This is a genomic window from Shewanella holmiensis, assembly GCF_025370255.1.
GTDB classification, from domain to species: Bacteria; Pseudomonadota; Gammaproteobacteria; order Enterobacterales; family Shewanellaceae; genus Shewanella; species Shewanella holmiensis.
On the sequence record NZ_JAMTCD010000004.1, the window covers coordinates 113129 to 129016 of the forward strand.

The 15888-nt window shown below is 42.6% G+C and carries 13 protein-coding genes; 1 reads left to right on the forward strand and 12 read right to left on the reverse strand.

Features of this window, described 5'->3' with window-relative positions; all coding sequences use genetic code 11:
- Positions 1 to 15: 15 nt before the first annotated feature.
- From NE535_RS04725 to NE535_RS04745, 5 genes are all read right to left on the reverse strand, one after another.
- Positions 16 to 441, reverse strand: a complete 426-nt coding sequence (locus NE535_RS04725; RefSeq protein WP_261297618.1) for a hypothetical protein — start codon at positions 439 to 441, stop codon at positions 16 to 18.
- A gap of 96 nt (positions 442 to 537) precedes the next feature.
- Complete coding sequence (locus NE535_RS04730; RefSeq protein WP_261297523.1) at positions 538 to 924, reverse strand: DUF2750 domain-containing protein; 387 nt, start codon at positions 922 to 924, stop codon at positions 538 to 540.
- 138 nt (positions 925 to 1062) lie between these two features.
- A complete protein-coding gene (gene aqpZ, locus NE535_RS04735) occupies positions 1063 to 1761 on the reverse strand; it encodes an aquaporin Z (RefSeq protein WP_261297524.1) in 699 nt (232 codons plus the stop codon).
- Positions 1762 to 1833: 72 nt separating this feature from the next.
- The gene (locus NE535_RS04740; protein ID WP_261297525.1) at positions 1834 to 2946 is read right to left on the reverse strand and encodes an anhydro-N-acetylmuramic acid kinase; all 1113 of its coding nucleotides are present in this window, start codon (positions 2944 to 2946) and stop codon (positions 1834 to 1836) included.
- Positions 2947 to 3030: 84 nt separating this feature from the next.
- Positions 3031 to 4500, reverse strand: a complete 1470-nt coding sequence (locus tag NE535_RS04745; RefSeq protein ID WP_261297526.1) for a peptidoglycan DD-metalloendopeptidase family protein — start codon at positions 4498 to 4500, stop codon at positions 3031 to 3033.
- A gap of 186 nt (positions 4501 to 4686) precedes the next feature.
- Between NE535_RS04745 and tyrS the strand changes: the two genes are divergently transcribed.
- Positions 4687 to 5883 (forward strand): tyrosine--tRNA ligase, encoded by a 1197-nt coding sequence (tyrS, locus tag NE535_RS04750; RefSeq protein WP_261297527.1) that lies wholly within the window; start codon positions 4687 to 4689, stop codon positions 5881 to 5883.
- Positions 5884 to 5990: 107 nt separating this feature from the next.
- Here the strand turns inward: tyrS and NE535_RS04755 are convergent, their stop codons facing one another.
- From NE535_RS04755 to gltB, 7 genes are all read right to left on the reverse strand, one after another.
- The gene (locus NE535_RS04755; RefSeq protein WP_261297528.1) at positions 5991 to 6467 is read right to left on the reverse strand and encodes a nuclear transport factor 2 family protein; all 477 of its coding nucleotides are present in this window, start codon (positions 6465 to 6467) and stop codon (positions 5991 to 5993) included.
- Position 6468: 1 nt separating this feature from the next.
- Positions 6469 to 7095: a trimeric intracellular cation channel family protein gene (locus tag NE535_RS04760; RefSeq protein ID WP_261297529.1), complete on the reverse strand. Its 627-nt coding sequence runs from the start codon at positions 7093 to 7095 to the stop codon at positions 6469 to 6471.
- A complete protein-coding gene (locus NE535_RS04765; protein ID WP_261297530.1) occupies positions 7092 to 7481 on the reverse strand; it encodes a DUF2721 domain-containing protein in 390 nt (129 codons plus the stop codon). Before NE535_RS04765 ends, NE535_RS04760 begins: the two co-directional genes overlap by 4 nt.
- Before the next feature lie 69 nt (positions 7482 to 7550).
- Positions 7551 to 8570 carry a cobalamin biosynthesis protein gene (locus NE535_RS04770; protein WP_261297531.1) on the reverse strand — a complete coding sequence of 340 codons (1020 nt, stop codon included), beginning with the start codon at positions 8568 to 8570 and terminating at the stop codon, positions 7551 to 7553.
- A 42-nt stretch (positions 8571 to 8612) separates the two neighbouring features.
- On the reverse strand, positions 8613 to 9305 hold the full coding sequence (locus tag NE535_RS04775) for a 5'-methylthioadenosine/adenosylhomocysteine nucleosidase (RefSeq protein WP_261297532.1): 693 nt from the start codon (positions 9303 to 9305) through the stop codon (positions 8613 to 8615).
- A gap of 272 nt (positions 9306 to 9577) precedes the next feature.
- A complete protein-coding gene (locus NE535_RS04780) occupies positions 9578 to 10984 on the reverse strand; it encodes an FAD-dependent oxidoreductase (RefSeq protein WP_261297533.1) in 1407 nt (468 codons plus the stop codon).
- Positions 10985 to 10989: 5 nt separating this feature from the next.
- A complete protein-coding gene (gene gltB / locus NE535_RS04785; RefSeq protein ID WP_261297534.1) occupies positions 10990 to 15438 on the reverse strand; it encodes a glutamate synthase large subunit in 4449 nt (1482 codons plus the stop codon).
- Positions 15439 to 15888 lie beyond the last annotated feature (450 nt).

Sequence of the window (15888 nt, forward strand, 5' to 3'; positions counted from 1 at the left end):
TGTTGTTCAAAGGGATTAACTCATAATGTTCATGCTTTGCCTTGGTTTAAACCAAGCTTTTACTTTGCTATCAAAGCTTATCCAAACTTGAAGGGCACCCATAAATATTAAAACACTAAAAATTATCCAATCAGACACCACGGCCTGAAACAAACCCAAATCAACCGTTGTTGGACCGGCGACGAGGTTTTCTGGATCGTACATGATAGCAGGCAAGCAACTGTAAAACGCTAGTTGCAATACGCTGTAACCTCTTAGCATGTATAACGCTGCTTTTTGGCGTCCAAATACCGCAATTACCATCAATAAAGTCAACATGCATAACATTGAGCTTAAATCGGATACCGAACCTGCGGACATCAACCCGCTGAATGACGCTGCAGCATATATAAGCATCAGCGCAGTTAAACGCTTGGGCAACGTTGGTTTTGCAGGTTGCATGGACGAAGTGGCAGATAAAGCATCGGCATCTGGCAAAGTATTAGTTTGCACTGGCGTCACAACTTTAGGTTTAGCATCCATTGGATTAATCATAAATTAGTGTTTCTTGTCGCTTTTAGGCGTTAAACGCTGGTCAACTTCAAAAGGAGCGACGACAACACCTAAGTCTTCCTGAACAGGGAAAACGGCAATAAACAAGTCATCATCTTCCATGCCACTCACCCAGCGCTGTTGAAACTCATCAAGGGGAATCGCTAAAGGTTCACAATCTTTCCAATCATCAACTGCCCAAAGTGCTGCCGTTTCTTCAGATGGCCACATAGGGATGCAATCTTCATCTTCGGTGGTTAGCATCACGCAGCCATCGCTATCTTGTAAAGACCAAATGACTTTATTGGCTTTTACTTGCTCAATCATATAGTCATAACGGCCTTCAGGCGTTAGGTTCATTAGTTCAGCGATGGTTTTTTCTTTAGTGCTCATGTGGTTCTCATATGGCTGCAATCAGCAATAGCTATGCTGATCAGGGACAATTATGTGCGCATGATACCATTGACAAGAATAATTGAAAAAGAAAAGTCCGAACACTGTCGGACTTTTCTTAAATAGCGGATGTAAAAATTATTTGGTCGAGGGATTAAAACTGCGATAAATTATCCCAGCTAAAATAGCGCCAACAATTGGTGCAACCCAGAATAACCACAGTTGAGACAGCGCCCAATCACCCACAAACAGTGCTGGCCCAGTACTTCGTGCGGGATTCACTGAAGTGTTAGATACCGGAATACTAATCAGGTGAATAAGGGTTAAACCAAAACCAATCGCAATAGGTGCAAAGCCTTTGGGCGCGCGATCATCGGTTGCACCTAATATAATCAGCAAGAAAAACAACGTCATGACAATTTCACAAATCAATACTGCAATTAAGTCATAGCCGCCTGGTGAGTGTTCACCAAAACCATTTGATGCAAAACCAGCACTTAATGAAAATCCATCCTGTCCTGATGCAATTAAATACAAAATACCCGCACCCATTGTTGCACCTGAAACTTGTGCAATGATATAGGGAAGTAGTTCACTGGCGTCGAAACGCCCACCTGCCCATAATCCAAATGACACCGCAGGATTTAGATGGCACCCCGAAATGTGCCCAATGGCGTAAGCCATGGTGAGTACCGTCAAACCAAAAGCAAATGATACTCCAAGCAGTCCTATCCCTACATCAGGAAAGGCCGCAGCAAGTACAGCGCTGCCACAACCACCTAATACTAGCCAGAGAGTACCTAAAAACTCTGCTAACATCTTTTGTTTTATATCCATAACTTAATTCCTTGTTAATGAGCCAACTTGTCAAGTAAAGTCTATAAAACAGTAAGTTGTCAATATAAAAAATTATTTTGCTGAGAACTTTCCACCGAGCACGGCTTCTCTACTTGCACCCGTTACAGCAGGCAAATTTGCAGGTAATTGATGTTCATAGCGCATGGCTAACCACGCAAAAGCGATTCCTTCTACCCATTTAGGATCAACGCCAATCTCAGTCGTTGTCGCCAGTTTATATCCTGGTAAAAGTAGGCTAAGTCTTCGCATTAAGGCTTTGTTGAGTGCGCCACCACCACAAACGTAAATCTCCCCTTCTGGGTTTAGTTTATTCACATCATTGGCAATGCTGTGGCAGGTTAGGTCGAGCAATGTTGATTGAATATCTTCTTCATCTAAATGACTAAACTCAGAAAGCTGCTGCTCTAACCAAGCTTGATTGAATAGCTCGCGTCCAGTGCTTTTAGGGTAATGTAATGAAAAATAAGCATGGGATAATAGCTGCTTTAATAAGTCAGGGTTGGATGTGCCAGACTCCGCCCACTCACCATCTTTATCAAAGGGCTGTTGTTGGACTTGTTGGATAAAAGCATCAATCAAATTGTTTCCTGGGCCGGTATCAAACCCTAACACCTGATTTGAATCACCAGGAAGGTAAGTAATATTGGCAATACCACCAATGTTTAATATCACTCTGGAAGTGTCTGATTTGGCAAATACTTGCTGGTGGAAAGCGGGCACAAGCGGTGCACCTTGACCACCTAAGGCTATGTCTTTACGGCGAAAATCGGCAATAACATCTATACCCGTTTCAACTGCAATAGTATTAGGATCACCAATTTGTAAGGTGAAGCCCATTTCTAAATTTGGCATGTGTCTGACGGTTTGACCGTGAGACCCAATCGCTATCACTTCACTTGGGCTGACACCAGCCTGAGTTAATAATTGATTTACCGCTTTGGCAAATAATAGCCCGACGCTGCGATCAATACGGCCTAAACGATTTATTTCGTCCGTTGATGGCTGGCAAAGACGTTGAAGACCCTTTAATAAGTGTTCAGGAATGGCTTCTGTATGGGCGAAGGCAAGCAAAGGGTAACCGCTGCTAAAATCAACCAATACGGCATCAACGCCGTCCATACTGGTACCAGACATAAGGCCAATATAATATTCAGGCTGCGACATTAATGACATTCCTTGTGATCAGGGTAATAACTCAATGACTTGTATGGGTAAAAGTATATTCACCCATACAATATAGGTAAGGGATTAATTGCTGGCGACTTGTTGCGCTTGGTTTGATTTAAGTTGTGCCATCAGTTGTTTACTTAACCCATCAAATTTTGCTTTTTCACTGCGGTTAATCGGTAAGGATTTTGGCAGATCAATAGTGCGCGGATTACGGTGTACGCCATTGACAATAAACTCGTAATGTAAATGTGCGCCAGTCACTCGGCCAGTGCGTCCAAGAGTGCCAATAATCTGACCTTGTTTTACAGTATCACCACGTTTAACGCTGCGCTTAGTTAAATGCAAATATTTAGTGGTATAGGTATCGTTGTGTTTGATAAATACGTAATTACCATTGTACTGGTTGTAGCTTGACTCAATGACTTTACCACCACCCGCCGCCTTGATTGGTGTGCCAATGGCCGCCACATAATCCACCCCTCTGTGGGCTTTTACTTGACCTGTCACAGGATGCAGTCGACGTGGGTTAAAGTTAGAACTTACGTATTTAAAATCAACAGGCGAACGTAAAAAAGCTTTACGCATACTGTTACCTGTTTCTGAGTAGTACTGGCCATCTTTGTAACGAATTGCGGTATAACGCTCGCCTTGGTTAACAAACTCGGCGGCTAAAATATTGCCTGTACGAATAAATTGTCCATCTGCATATTCTTGTTCAAAAATCAGAGAAAAGTGATCGTTTTTACGAATATCTAACGCAAAGTCGATATCCCAACCGAAAATGTTAGCCAATTGCATAATGTGGTTAGCGGATAAACCGGCATCGGCAGCTGCACTCCAAAAATTACTTTTTATTTTGGCAGTAATAAAAGACTGTCGAGTTTCGAGTGATTTTTTGTTGACGGTTTCTTTATACTTATCATTTGCTTTGGTGATAACTAAAGTGGAAATTTTATCCATTCGATAGCTTAACTCGGTTAATTCACCTTGCGCATTTTTACTGATTGCAATCTCTTCGCCAGGAATGATTTTAAGTAAATTCTTTTTCGCTAGCGGGAGGCGGGTAATGTCATAAACATCTTTTGCGGTAAGTCCTGCACGATTGAATAAGCCGCCTAACGTGTCGCCTTTGGTAACTTCATAATACTCAACTTGATTTTCAAGTTCAGCTGCCTCTTTTAATGCTTTTTGCTGTGCTTTTAACTCACCATCAATACGATCTATGATCTGATCAGTTTTAGAGCCAGAAGATAAAGAGGAGAGGTGAGCGCTGAAGGCTTCATCATCGGCTGTGGGTAATGTTGTTTGGTCTTCGCTGTTATCGCTTTTAGCGGATGTTTCGGGTGCGCTAGGGCTTCTAAAAGCTAAAGGCACTTGGTAGCGAGTGTGGCTTTCGAGTTTAGCTGAAGGCTCCATTGATGTTTGTTTAGAAGCCTGTGCATCTTCTGAGGGAAACATCAAAATTAAAGATGTGAATATAGCCAATATTGCTAAGGCTATTTGATGTGCTTTAGGCAGCAACTTAAATAATGTAATCAGCTTTGCCATTGACTCTAGTACCAATTTCCCACTCTTGTTGTTATCCAGTAAGTGTACACTCTTTCATTTGCTGTGGCTAACAAGTAACATAGTCCTCTTTATTTTTATTTATCAGGGTCTGTTGATCTTTCAAGGTTGTTTTTACAGCAAAGATAAACAGGCCTTTATGATTATGCTCTAGGAGTTGCAGTAGAGATGGCTGATTTAGATCAAGTGTTGGCAGAGATCAAACGTGGTACAGACGAAATTTTACTTGAGACAGATCTCATTGAAAAACTCAAAGAAGGTCGCCCACTTAAGATTAAGCTTGGTGCTGATCCTACCGCACCCGATATCCATTTAGGACACACGGTCATTTTGAACAAAATGCGTACTTTTCAAGAGTTAGGTCACGAAGTGATTTTCTTGATTGGTGATTTTACCGGTATGGTCGGTGATCCAAGTGGTAAAAATAGTACACGTCCACCGTTAACTCGTGAGCAAGTACTTGCTAACGCAGAAACTTATAAAGAGCAGGTGTATAAAATTTTAGACCCCGCTAAAACGCGTATCGAATTTAACTCAAGCTGGTTAGAGCCGCTAGGCGCCGCAGGTATGATCCGTCTAGCCTCTCAGCAAACGGTTGCGCGTATGATGGAACGTGACGATTTTAAAAAGCGTTATGCATCAGGTCAGTCAATTGCGATTCATGAGTTTATGTATCCATTACTACAAGGTTACGACTCGGTTGCACTGCAAGCTGATGTGGAGCTTGGCGGCACAGACCAAAAGTTTAACTTACTGATGGGACGTGAATTACAAAAAGCCGAAGGGCAGAAACCACAAACGGTTATTATGATGCCATTGCTTGAAGGTTTGGACGGCGTGAAAAAAATGTCTAAATCGGCCCATAACTACATTGGCGTGAGTGAACCTGCCAATGAAATGTTTGGCAAAATTATGTCGATTTCTGATGATTTAATGTGGCGCTACTTTGAGCTGTTGTCTTTCCGTCCATTAGAAGAGATCGCTGGCTTTAAAGATGCGGTGCAAAATGGCACTAATCCTCGTGATATAAAGATTACTTTAGCCAAAGAAATTATTGCGCGTTTTCATGATGAAGCTGCCGCTGAAGCTGCGCATCAAGAGTTTATCAATCGTTTCCAAAAAGGTGCGATACCTGATGATATTGAAACGGTTACCCTTGAAGCGGGTGAAGGGTTAGCTATTGCTAACTTGCTTAAAGATGCTGGTTTAGTGGGTTCGACCTCTGATGGGATGCGAATGATTAAACAAGGCGCAGTGAAGATTGATGGCGAAAAAGCCGAAGACAATCGTCAAGTATTTAACGCAGGGTTTGAGGCGGTAGTGCAAGTCGGTAAGCGTAAATTTGCTAAAGTAGTGTTAAACTAGTTAGTACGAATTAAGCATTAAAAAAGGCTCTTAAGAGCCTTTTTTATTGTCTGTTTATCGATGAATGCATTGGCGGATTGATAATCACTATAAATCATAATGGCGTATTACTGAGATTCTAATTGGTCAGCCATGGTTTGGTAATCCATTAAATCCATGTGCTCAATTAAACGCTGGGTATTTTTATCAAACTTCAACGTAGTGACACCTGGAACAGCAATATCAATGATTCTGCCTGGCTTACCGTATTGATCGCCAGGGCCTCGTAATCGATAACTGCCGATAATCACAACAATCGATCCATTATTAAACATATGCTCGATATTAAGCCGATATTCCAACACGCCCTCGTGGGCTCGTGTTAAAAAATCAATAATATGCCGTTCACCCTTATATTCAACTCCCGCTGTTTTATCAAAAAATATGCTTTCACGGGTGTAGAATTGCCTCAAGGTTTTAAAGTCATGTTCAGTGTAGGCTTTAATATATTGCATCGCTAATTGCTGCTCGACAGGCATATCACCGATATTTGCTTGTGCAGGAAAGCTGAAAATGATGCAAAATAGTAGGCTAATTAAACGCACATCAATGTCTCTTCGTTTTTAAATCAAATGCGGGTAATGACAGATGCCAGCGAATAGCGCTTAATCTAATAATTAAGGTGCTTAACATGGCCAAAAACATCGATGTCATACTATCCATTCCAGAGAGTAAGCTCAAGGTATAACATATCCCACCTATAATTGAAGCCGTCGCGTATATTTCAGTTCGTAAAACCATAGGCACTTGGCGACAGAGTAGATCTCGAATAATCCCTCCACCAACGCCCGTAATCAGGCCCATTACTACAGCAATCATGCCAGAGTGCCCCAGTAATAAGGCTTTCTCAGCGCCAATAACGGTAAATAATGCCAAGCCAAAAGCATCGGCTACCGGCAGTGTCATTGGCGGTAATTTGTGTGGTTTACGCACTAACACTAAACAAGCCATAACGGTTGCTAATATGACAATGATGTAGTTGTGATTAGTAATCCAAAATACAGGCGTGGTACCTAATAATGCATCACGGATACTGCCGCCGCCAATTGCGGTGACAGATGCCAACACGATCACACCAAAGGGATCCATTCGGTGTTTCCCGGCCGCTAATGCCCCTGATAAGGCAAATACCGCTGTGCCGCAAAGGTCAAAAAAATAGATCCATTGACTCATTTACTTAACTCTTTCAGGTGAATGTTGAGGGCATCTACTGAGATACGGATTTCGATGACTGACAAAATTAAAGAATACAGCAATAACAATAGACTGATACCAAAAATGATTGAGCCTGTTTGATTAAAACCAGTATAGAGAAAAATCATGCATAACACGCACAGGGCAAAGCTGCTAACACCGGCTTCTTGCATCTTGCGAATGAGGTTAATGCGTTGTTTGAGGTTTCTGATTTGGTTATCGTTTACTGGCTTTCCTGCTTGGCTAAGCTGACGAATTAATGCCGCTAATGCAAAAAATCGATTGGTATACGCCAGTAATAACAATGAAATTGCTGGAAAAAGTAATGCTGGAGTGGTCAGTGATACATGTAAATTATTGAACAATTGGCTTTCCTATTGAAAAAGCATTCATGAAAAAAACAGCCGCGAATAATACCGTTTTTGATTGCTGATTTACAACGTTTGTAACGCTGCCCAAAGTAAAGGCAACAAAATTACCAAGCTTAGGAAGAAAAACTTACCATTTTGACTGGCTTTTATCGCTAGCTGAATATGTTGATATTGTGGCAATGGTCCTGCAATGACTTTTGCGAGGGTCACTTTTTCAACATTCGCGTCTGAAGCAGGATCTTGTTTATAAGCTAACGTTTGAGTTGTTGAAGTGGATAAAAACTGTTGCGGTCCGCCCAGTTCAACTTTGAGTAATGTGGCCCCAAGATGAAGAGTGCGGTAATCGTTATTGAGTCCCTGACTTTGTGTGTCACTCACCCACATGCTTTTTAAACCTAACTGACCAAATTGAATCGCTAAGGAGCAATGCCAAATCCATTGTGGTACAAAAAATAACACTCGATTAAATTGACTGATGAAGCTAGCAAAGTTGATATATTTTTTCTGATAGGGTGGCCATGATAACTCTAATTGCTTTAATAAATGAACAGCAATGACCGTTGATGCGCCGCCGACAGTGAAAAAAACAATACTTGAAATACTGCCATAAATGGGCGAAGTGAGGGTCTTCTCTATTGTTGTTTTACATAAACCAATACTCGACAACCTTTGTGTGCTTTGGCTAACCCAGGGAGCTAACAATTCCTTGGCTTGTTGATTGTTATTTTGTTCAAGCGCAATTTGAATGCGTTTTGCTTGGTGGGTAAATTGATAATCACTGATGCAGCAGTACAACACAATAAAATCGAAAAACCAGGGGAATGCGGCAAATTCCAATAAAAAACTAGCGATCAAAGTGATTGGGGTAACCAATAACAAGGTTGCTAAGATTCCAGCGGTCATTTGTTGCGACACAGGACGATTACTATGATTTACTTTTGATGCCAGTTCAATTGCTAGCATTCTAAAGCCATTAAATGGCTGCCATCGCTTAGGAAGAGGCGCGACTTGCGCCACAGTAATAGCAGCCAATAGCACTAGGCATTGTTGGATGAGCTCGTTTTGCAGTAGTAGACTTTCCATATTGATTTGCATATCCGTCGCAAGCTCACACAGGGCGTTATGTTACAGCTGTTGCAATAACGCGATGACCATCATCGCTGAATGATGTCCAGCCTTGATTATATATGAATCAAAATCGACAGGTGAATCATTATTCGCATTATCTGACAGCGAACGGATAACCACAAATGGCGTGTTAAATTGATGACAAACCTGTGCGATAGCTGCGCCTTCCATTTCGCATGCCGCCATCGTTGGAAAGTTTGTAAGCATTACTTTAGTGCGCTGTGGATCGCAAATGAAACTATCACCAGTGCAAATTAATCCTTCAATCGCTTTCACTTCACCTAATGATGTTACGGCTTGTTGGGCAGCTTTTACGAGTGTGGCATCAGGGATAAATGCTGCAGGTTGTTGCGCCATTTGACCAATTTCATAGCCAAATGCAGTGACATCAACATCGTGATGACGTACTTCTGATGAAATAACAATATCGCCAATGGCGAGATCATCAACAAATCCACCTGCAGAGCCAGTGTTAACCACATGACTGACAGCAAATTTCTCAATCAGTAAGGTTGTAGCGATACTTGCGGCAACTTTGCCAATGCCAGAGCGGGTAACCACCACATCTTTGTCAGCAATTTTGCCGCTAATAAACTCAATACCGGCAATGGTGGTATGAACTGGAGAATGAATAGCTTGAACAAGATGAACGACTTCGGGCTCCATAGCGCCGATAATACCGATTTTCATTGGGTAACCTTAAACGAGTTTTAAACAAATTGATTTGGTGAATAATATATCACGCCAGAATAGGCTTTGTGAAAACTCTATTCATTCTGTTGCTGCATAGTTTGGGATAAGTCTATTTTACTGATTTAATGTTGAGTTTAGTCTAAGATTTTTTGGGAAAGTTATGGGCAATCGACTTTGTAACATAAGTTGTCAGCAACTTAGTTAAACGCGAGGCAAAAAAATGCACACCCTAAGGTGTGCGAATTCACAAGCAAACTGGGTTAACAGCTTTAGTCGATAAAGTTTAAAATACCTAATGCGGCATCACGGCCTTCAGCTATCGCGGTAACAACAAGATCTGATCCTCGTACCATATCCCCACCAGCAAATACTTTAGGGTTAGTCGTTTGGAACGGGTTAGCATCTGTCTTGGTTGCTTTAACAAGTCCCCATTCATTGGTTTCAATGCCAAAATCTTCAAACCAAGCGGCAGGGCTGGCCTGAAAACCGAAGGCGACGATAACCGCATCGGCTTCTAGCACTTGTTCGCTACCGGCAATGACTTCAGCACGGCGACGTCCTGTCGCATCGGCTTCACCCATTTGGGTTTCAACGCACTCAATGCCCACCACAACACCATTGTCCGCTTTAACGGCAACAGGCTGACGATTAAATAAGAACTTAACGCCTTCTTCGCGAGCATTTTGTACTTCACGCACCGATCCTGGCATGTTTGCCTCGTCACGACGATAAGCACAAGTGACGCTTTTTGCGCCTTGGCGTACTGCGGTGCGAACACAATCCATTGCAGTGTCACCACCACCTAGCACCACAACATTTTTACCTTCTAGGTTGATGTAAGGTGTTGCAGCGTCAGATGTCCCCATAACTTTGTGCGTGTTACCAATCAAATAGGGTAAGGCTTGTAAAACACCTTGAGCATCTTCGTTAGGTAATTTTGCAGGCATGGCGGTGTAAGTTCCCATCCCTAAGAAAACAGCATCGTATTCATCTAACAAACTTTGGAAGCTAATATCTTGACCTATGGTGGTATTCAATTTGAACTGAATACCCATACCTTCCATCACTGAGCGGCGAGTCGCCATGACGGTTTTATCCAACTTAAATGATGGAATACCGTATGTGAGCAGACCGCCAATTTGAGGGTACTTGTCATATACCACAGCTTGCACCCCGTTTCGGGCAAGTATGTCTGCACAGCCTAAACCTGCAGGCCCAGCACCAATTATGGCAACGCGTTCTTTACGCGGAGTCACATTGCTTAAATCTGGACGCCAGCCTTGAGAGATTGCGGTGTCAGTGATGTATTTCTCTACATTACCGATAGTCACAGCGCCAAAGTCTTCATTGAGAGTACAGGCGCCTTCACATAATCTGTCTTGAGGACACACTCGGCCACAAATTTCTGGCAGGGTGTTGGTTTCATGGACTAAGTCCGCAGCTTCCATAATACGCCCCTGTTTGGCTAAATTTAACCAATTAGGGATGTAGTTGTGTAATGGACACTTCCATTCACAATATGGGTTGCCACAATCTAAACAACGATCGGCTTGACTGCTTACTTGTGGTTGAGTAAACGGCTGATAAATCTCAATAAACTGAGTAGCACGTTTTTCTGCGGCGTGCTTGGTTGGATCAACACGGCCAACTTCGATAAATTGAAAATCATTACTCATGTTTATTATCCCGCCTTAACAACTAATTCAGGGCTTTTCTGTTCTATTTTTAACAGATCAGCAACGGCAATATTTTTAGGTTTAACCAGTACGAAACAGTCAATCCAATTGTCAAAATCACTTAAAATCATATTGGCATGCTCACTGCCTGTTTCAGCAACATGGGCTTCAATCAAGCCTTTTAAGTGTTGACGATGGATGGTTGATTCGACTTTTAAGGTATCGACTAATTCGGTATTCACACGGCGATTAAAGCGGCTGAATTGATCAAATACATACGCAAATCCTCCCGTCATACCAGCACCGAAGTTAACGCCTGTTTTACCGAGTACAACAATGATCCCGCTGGTCATGTATTCACAGCCGTTATCACCTAAACCTTCCACCACAGCAATTGCGCCAGAGTTACGCACCGCAAACCGTTCTCCAGCTTGACCTGCAGCAAATAACTTACCGCCAGTAGCGCCGTATAAACAGGTGTTTCCTAAAATGGCACTGCGTTCAGATTGGAATGGGCTCCCAATTGGAGGGTGGATAACAATCTTACCGCCTGACATACCTTTTCCGACGTAATCGTTGGCATCACCACATAATTTGAGGTTTAACCCTGGGCTATTCCATACCCCAAAGCTTTGGCCTGCACTGCCACTAAAACCTAGCGAAATAGGTTCTTTGGTTCCAGCAACACCCTGTACTTTGGCAATATAGCCTGATAGCGTCGCGCCCACTGAGCGGTCGGTATTATTGATAGCATATTGGTATGCATGTGGCTCACCAGCATCAACAGCATGCTTACAATCGGCTAGTAAGGTTTGGTTTAGCTGGCCGACATCAGATGGTGGGTTAATTTCTTTCCAAGTGAGCGATGATGAGCTTGGCACCACTGGTTTGTACAAAATGGGGGCAAGATCTAAGCCTTGTTGCTTAGCTGTTTGACCTTCAAGTGCATGTAACCATTCGCTACGGCCGACTAAATCTTCGAATTGGCTTACGCCTAATGCCGCCATCCACTCACGGACTTCTTGTGCCACAAACTCAAAGTAAGTCATTACCCGTTCAGGTAGTCCGTGGTAATGGTTATCACGTAAGTTCTTATCCTGAGTAGCAACACCGGTGGCACAGTTATTTAAATGGCAAATACGCAGATATTTACACCCTAATGCGATCATTGGCACGGTACCAAAACCGAAGCTTTCAGCACCTAATAGCGCCGCTTTAATCACATCTGTTCCGGTTTTTAAGCCACCATCGACCTGTAAGCGGATCTTATGGCGCAAGCCGTTTTCGACCAATGATTGTTGAACTTCAGCTAGACCAAGCTCCCAGGGGGAACCTGCATATTTTACAGAAGTAATTGGGCTTGCCCCTGTGCCGCCATCATAGCCTGAAATGGTGATCATATCGGCGTATGCTTTGGCTACACCCGTGGCAATGGTTCCCACACCAGGCTCAGACACTAACTTCACAGAAACCAGTGCCGTTGGGTTAATTTGCTTTAAATCGAAAATCAGCTGAGCTAAATCTTCAATTGAATAAATATCATGATGTGGTGGCGGTGAAATTAGGGTTACACCAGGACGAGCATGACGTAATCCAGCAATTTCAACACTGACTTTGTGACCCGGTAATTGACCACCTTCACCTGGTTTTGCGCCTTGTGCGACCTTGATTTGCAATACATCAGCATTAACAAGGTAGTGGGCTGTGACACCAAAACGACCAGAAGCAATTTGCTTAATGGCTGAGTTACGTTCGGTGTTAAAACGACGCGCATCTTCTCCACCTTCACCTGAGTTAGAACGGCCACCTAAGCGGTTCATGGCAACCGCTAATGCCTCATGTGCTTCAGGGCTTAATGCTCCAATACTCATCGCGGCGCTATCGAAGCGAGTGTATAAATGGCTGGCATCTTCCACTTTGTCTAAGTCGATTGCTGCTTGACTGCCTTTGATACCAATTAAGTCTCGTAGAGTCGCAATGGGGCGTTCATCCACTAACTTGGCAAACTGTTTGTATGCTGGATAATCTTTATTTTTTAATGATGCTTGAAGCGTGTTAACCACATCTGGGTTAAAGCTATGGTATTCACCACCTTCAACATATTTGAGTAATCCACCTTGAGGCAGTGGCACATGTGCACGATAAGCTGCGGTGTGCAGTATTTTTTGATCGTCAGCAATATGGCTGAAACTAGCACCTTCAATTCGGCTGATCACGCCCTTAAAGCATAATTCAATCACATCACTGGCTAAGCCGACGGCTTCAAATTGTTGGCTACAACGATAAGAACCGACGGTACTGATACCCATTTTTGACATGATTTTACGCAGGCCTTTTTCTATGCCATAACGGAAGTTAAGCATCAAGCTGGTAATATCTTCGACAGCATGTTGTTTGGCCATAGCCGCAATCGATTCATAGGCAAGGTAAGGGTAAATTGCCGTCGCACCAAAGCCGAGTAATACTGCAAAATGATGTGGATCACGAGCTGAAGCTGTTTCAACAATGATGTTGGTATCACAACGTAAACTTTTATCAACTAAGCGTCTTTGAACCGCTCCCACAGCCATAGCCGCAGGAATAACCTGCGCATTTTTGTCGACGGCACGATCAGATAGAATGAGTAGTGTTGTTCCACTTCTTGCTAAACGCTCTGCTTCATCGGTAATTCGATGAATGGCTTGCTCCAGTGTTTCGTGACCATCGTAGTTTAAATCTACAGTATTCGCGCGATAGTTAGTGCTATCTAGGCCCAGTAACTGGTTAAAATCACTAAATAATAAAATGGGTGAATTAAACATAACGCGATAAGCGTTGCCTGTGGTTTCACTAAATAAGTTTTGCTCGCGTCCAATACAGGTCGTCAGTGACATGACGTGTTTTTCACGCAATGGGTCAATGGGAGGATTAGTTACCTGGGCAAATTTCTGACGGAAATAGTCATACAGAGAACGTGATTTTTTTGACAATACCGCCATTGGCGTATCATCACCCATTGAACCAATCGCTTCTTCACCTTGGCTGGCCAGTACCCAAATCACTTGCTCTAACTCTTCACGAGTAAAGCCAAATTGCTTTTGATACTGCAATAAGGTTTTTGCATCAAAACGGCTTGAGCCTTGTTTGCTTGGTTCAATTTGTTCCGCAGGGATTAATGTTTGGCTGTTTTTAGCCATCCATTCTTTGTATGGGTGACGACGCTTCAAGTCATTATCAATTTCAAATGATTGGTGTAAACGACCATTTAAGGTATCGAGTACTAATAGCTCACCAGGACCTACACGGCCTTTTTCAATCACTTCATCCGCAGCGTAATCCCAAATACCGACCTCAGAAGCTAAAGTAAGAATGCGATCTTTGGTGATAACGTAACGAGATGGACGCAAACCATTGCGATCAACCGCGCAGGCAGCAAAACGACCATTGGTCATGACTATCCCAGCCGGACCATCCCATGGTTCCATGTGCATAGAGTTAAAGTCGTAGAATGCTTTTAACTCGTCATCCATTTCAGGGTTTGACTGCCACGCAGGTGGAATAAGCAAACGCATGGCGCGGTATAAGTCCATACCACCAGATAACAACATTTCTAGCATGTTATCCAAAGAGGAAGAGTCTGAGCCGGTTTCATTCACAAACGGAGCAGCTTGTTGCAAATCAGGCAGCAAAGGCGAATTAAATTTATAAGCGCGCGCACGCGCCCATTGGCGATTACCCGTAATGGTGTTGATTTCACCATTGTGCGCTAAGTAGCGAAAGGGTTGAGCTAAAGGCCATTTAGGCGACGTATTGGTTGAAAAGCGCTGGTGAAATAAGCAAATCGCACTTTTTAAACGAATGTCGGCGAGGTCTAAATAAAATGATGGCAAGTCTGCAGGCATCATTAGGCCTTTATAGACAATTACCTGACCAGATAAGCTGGCGACATAGAAGTCATTATCATCGATTATTTGTTGTTCAAGACGACGACGAGCCATATACAAGCGACGTTCTAAGTCTTTTTCACGCCAACCTACAGGTGCATTAATAAGTACCTGATAAATTTGTGGCAAGCTATTACGGCCAATCTCACCTAATACGTCCGGATTGATTGGAACCTTACGCCAACCTGCAACACTGAGTGTTTCTCTTTGTAATTCTTTTTCTAAAATAAATTTAGCTTCGTCAGCTTTTTGCTGATCTTGACTGAGAAATAGCATGCCTACAGCGAACTTGCGGCTTAAGTGCCAGTCATTCTCTGCAGCAATGGCTTCAAAAAATTGGGTCGGCATTTGCATTAATAAACCACAGCCATCACCTGTGCGTCCATCAGATGCAATACCACCACGGTGTTTCATGCGATCGAGCCCATGAATTGCAGTGCGCACGATTCTATGGCTGGCATCACCATCCATTTGTGCTATCAATCCAAACCCGCAATTGTCCCGTTCGAAACTGGGATGATATAAGCTCATACAAAAACCCCCTAAAACCTTTACTGATACGACTCGGGGTAAATGTGAAGAAATTCCATAGATATGCACCCGAACCTCTCAAATTAAACTGAGTTAGTACAAAGGTCAAACGCATTTATTGCATTATTCTGAAATATTATTACTAACTAACTGTAATTATTTGTCATGTTTACGTTAACGTAAACTGTGGTTTTTGGTGTATAACGTTATGAATAAAAACAATTTTAATCTTGGCTCATTTTGTTTGTAACTTTTTGGTAACAACGGATAGGAATTGTTTTTGAAATAAAAATAGTGAATTTTATTCCGAACACAGTGGAAGTGGCCATAAATGAGTTTTTTGACTAAATATTCACTTTTAGTAATTTAAAATGTGTTGATATTGTTTTAAACAATTATGACCTGTATGCAACCTTTGCATTGGGCCTGAGTTAAACTCGCTTTCTTTGA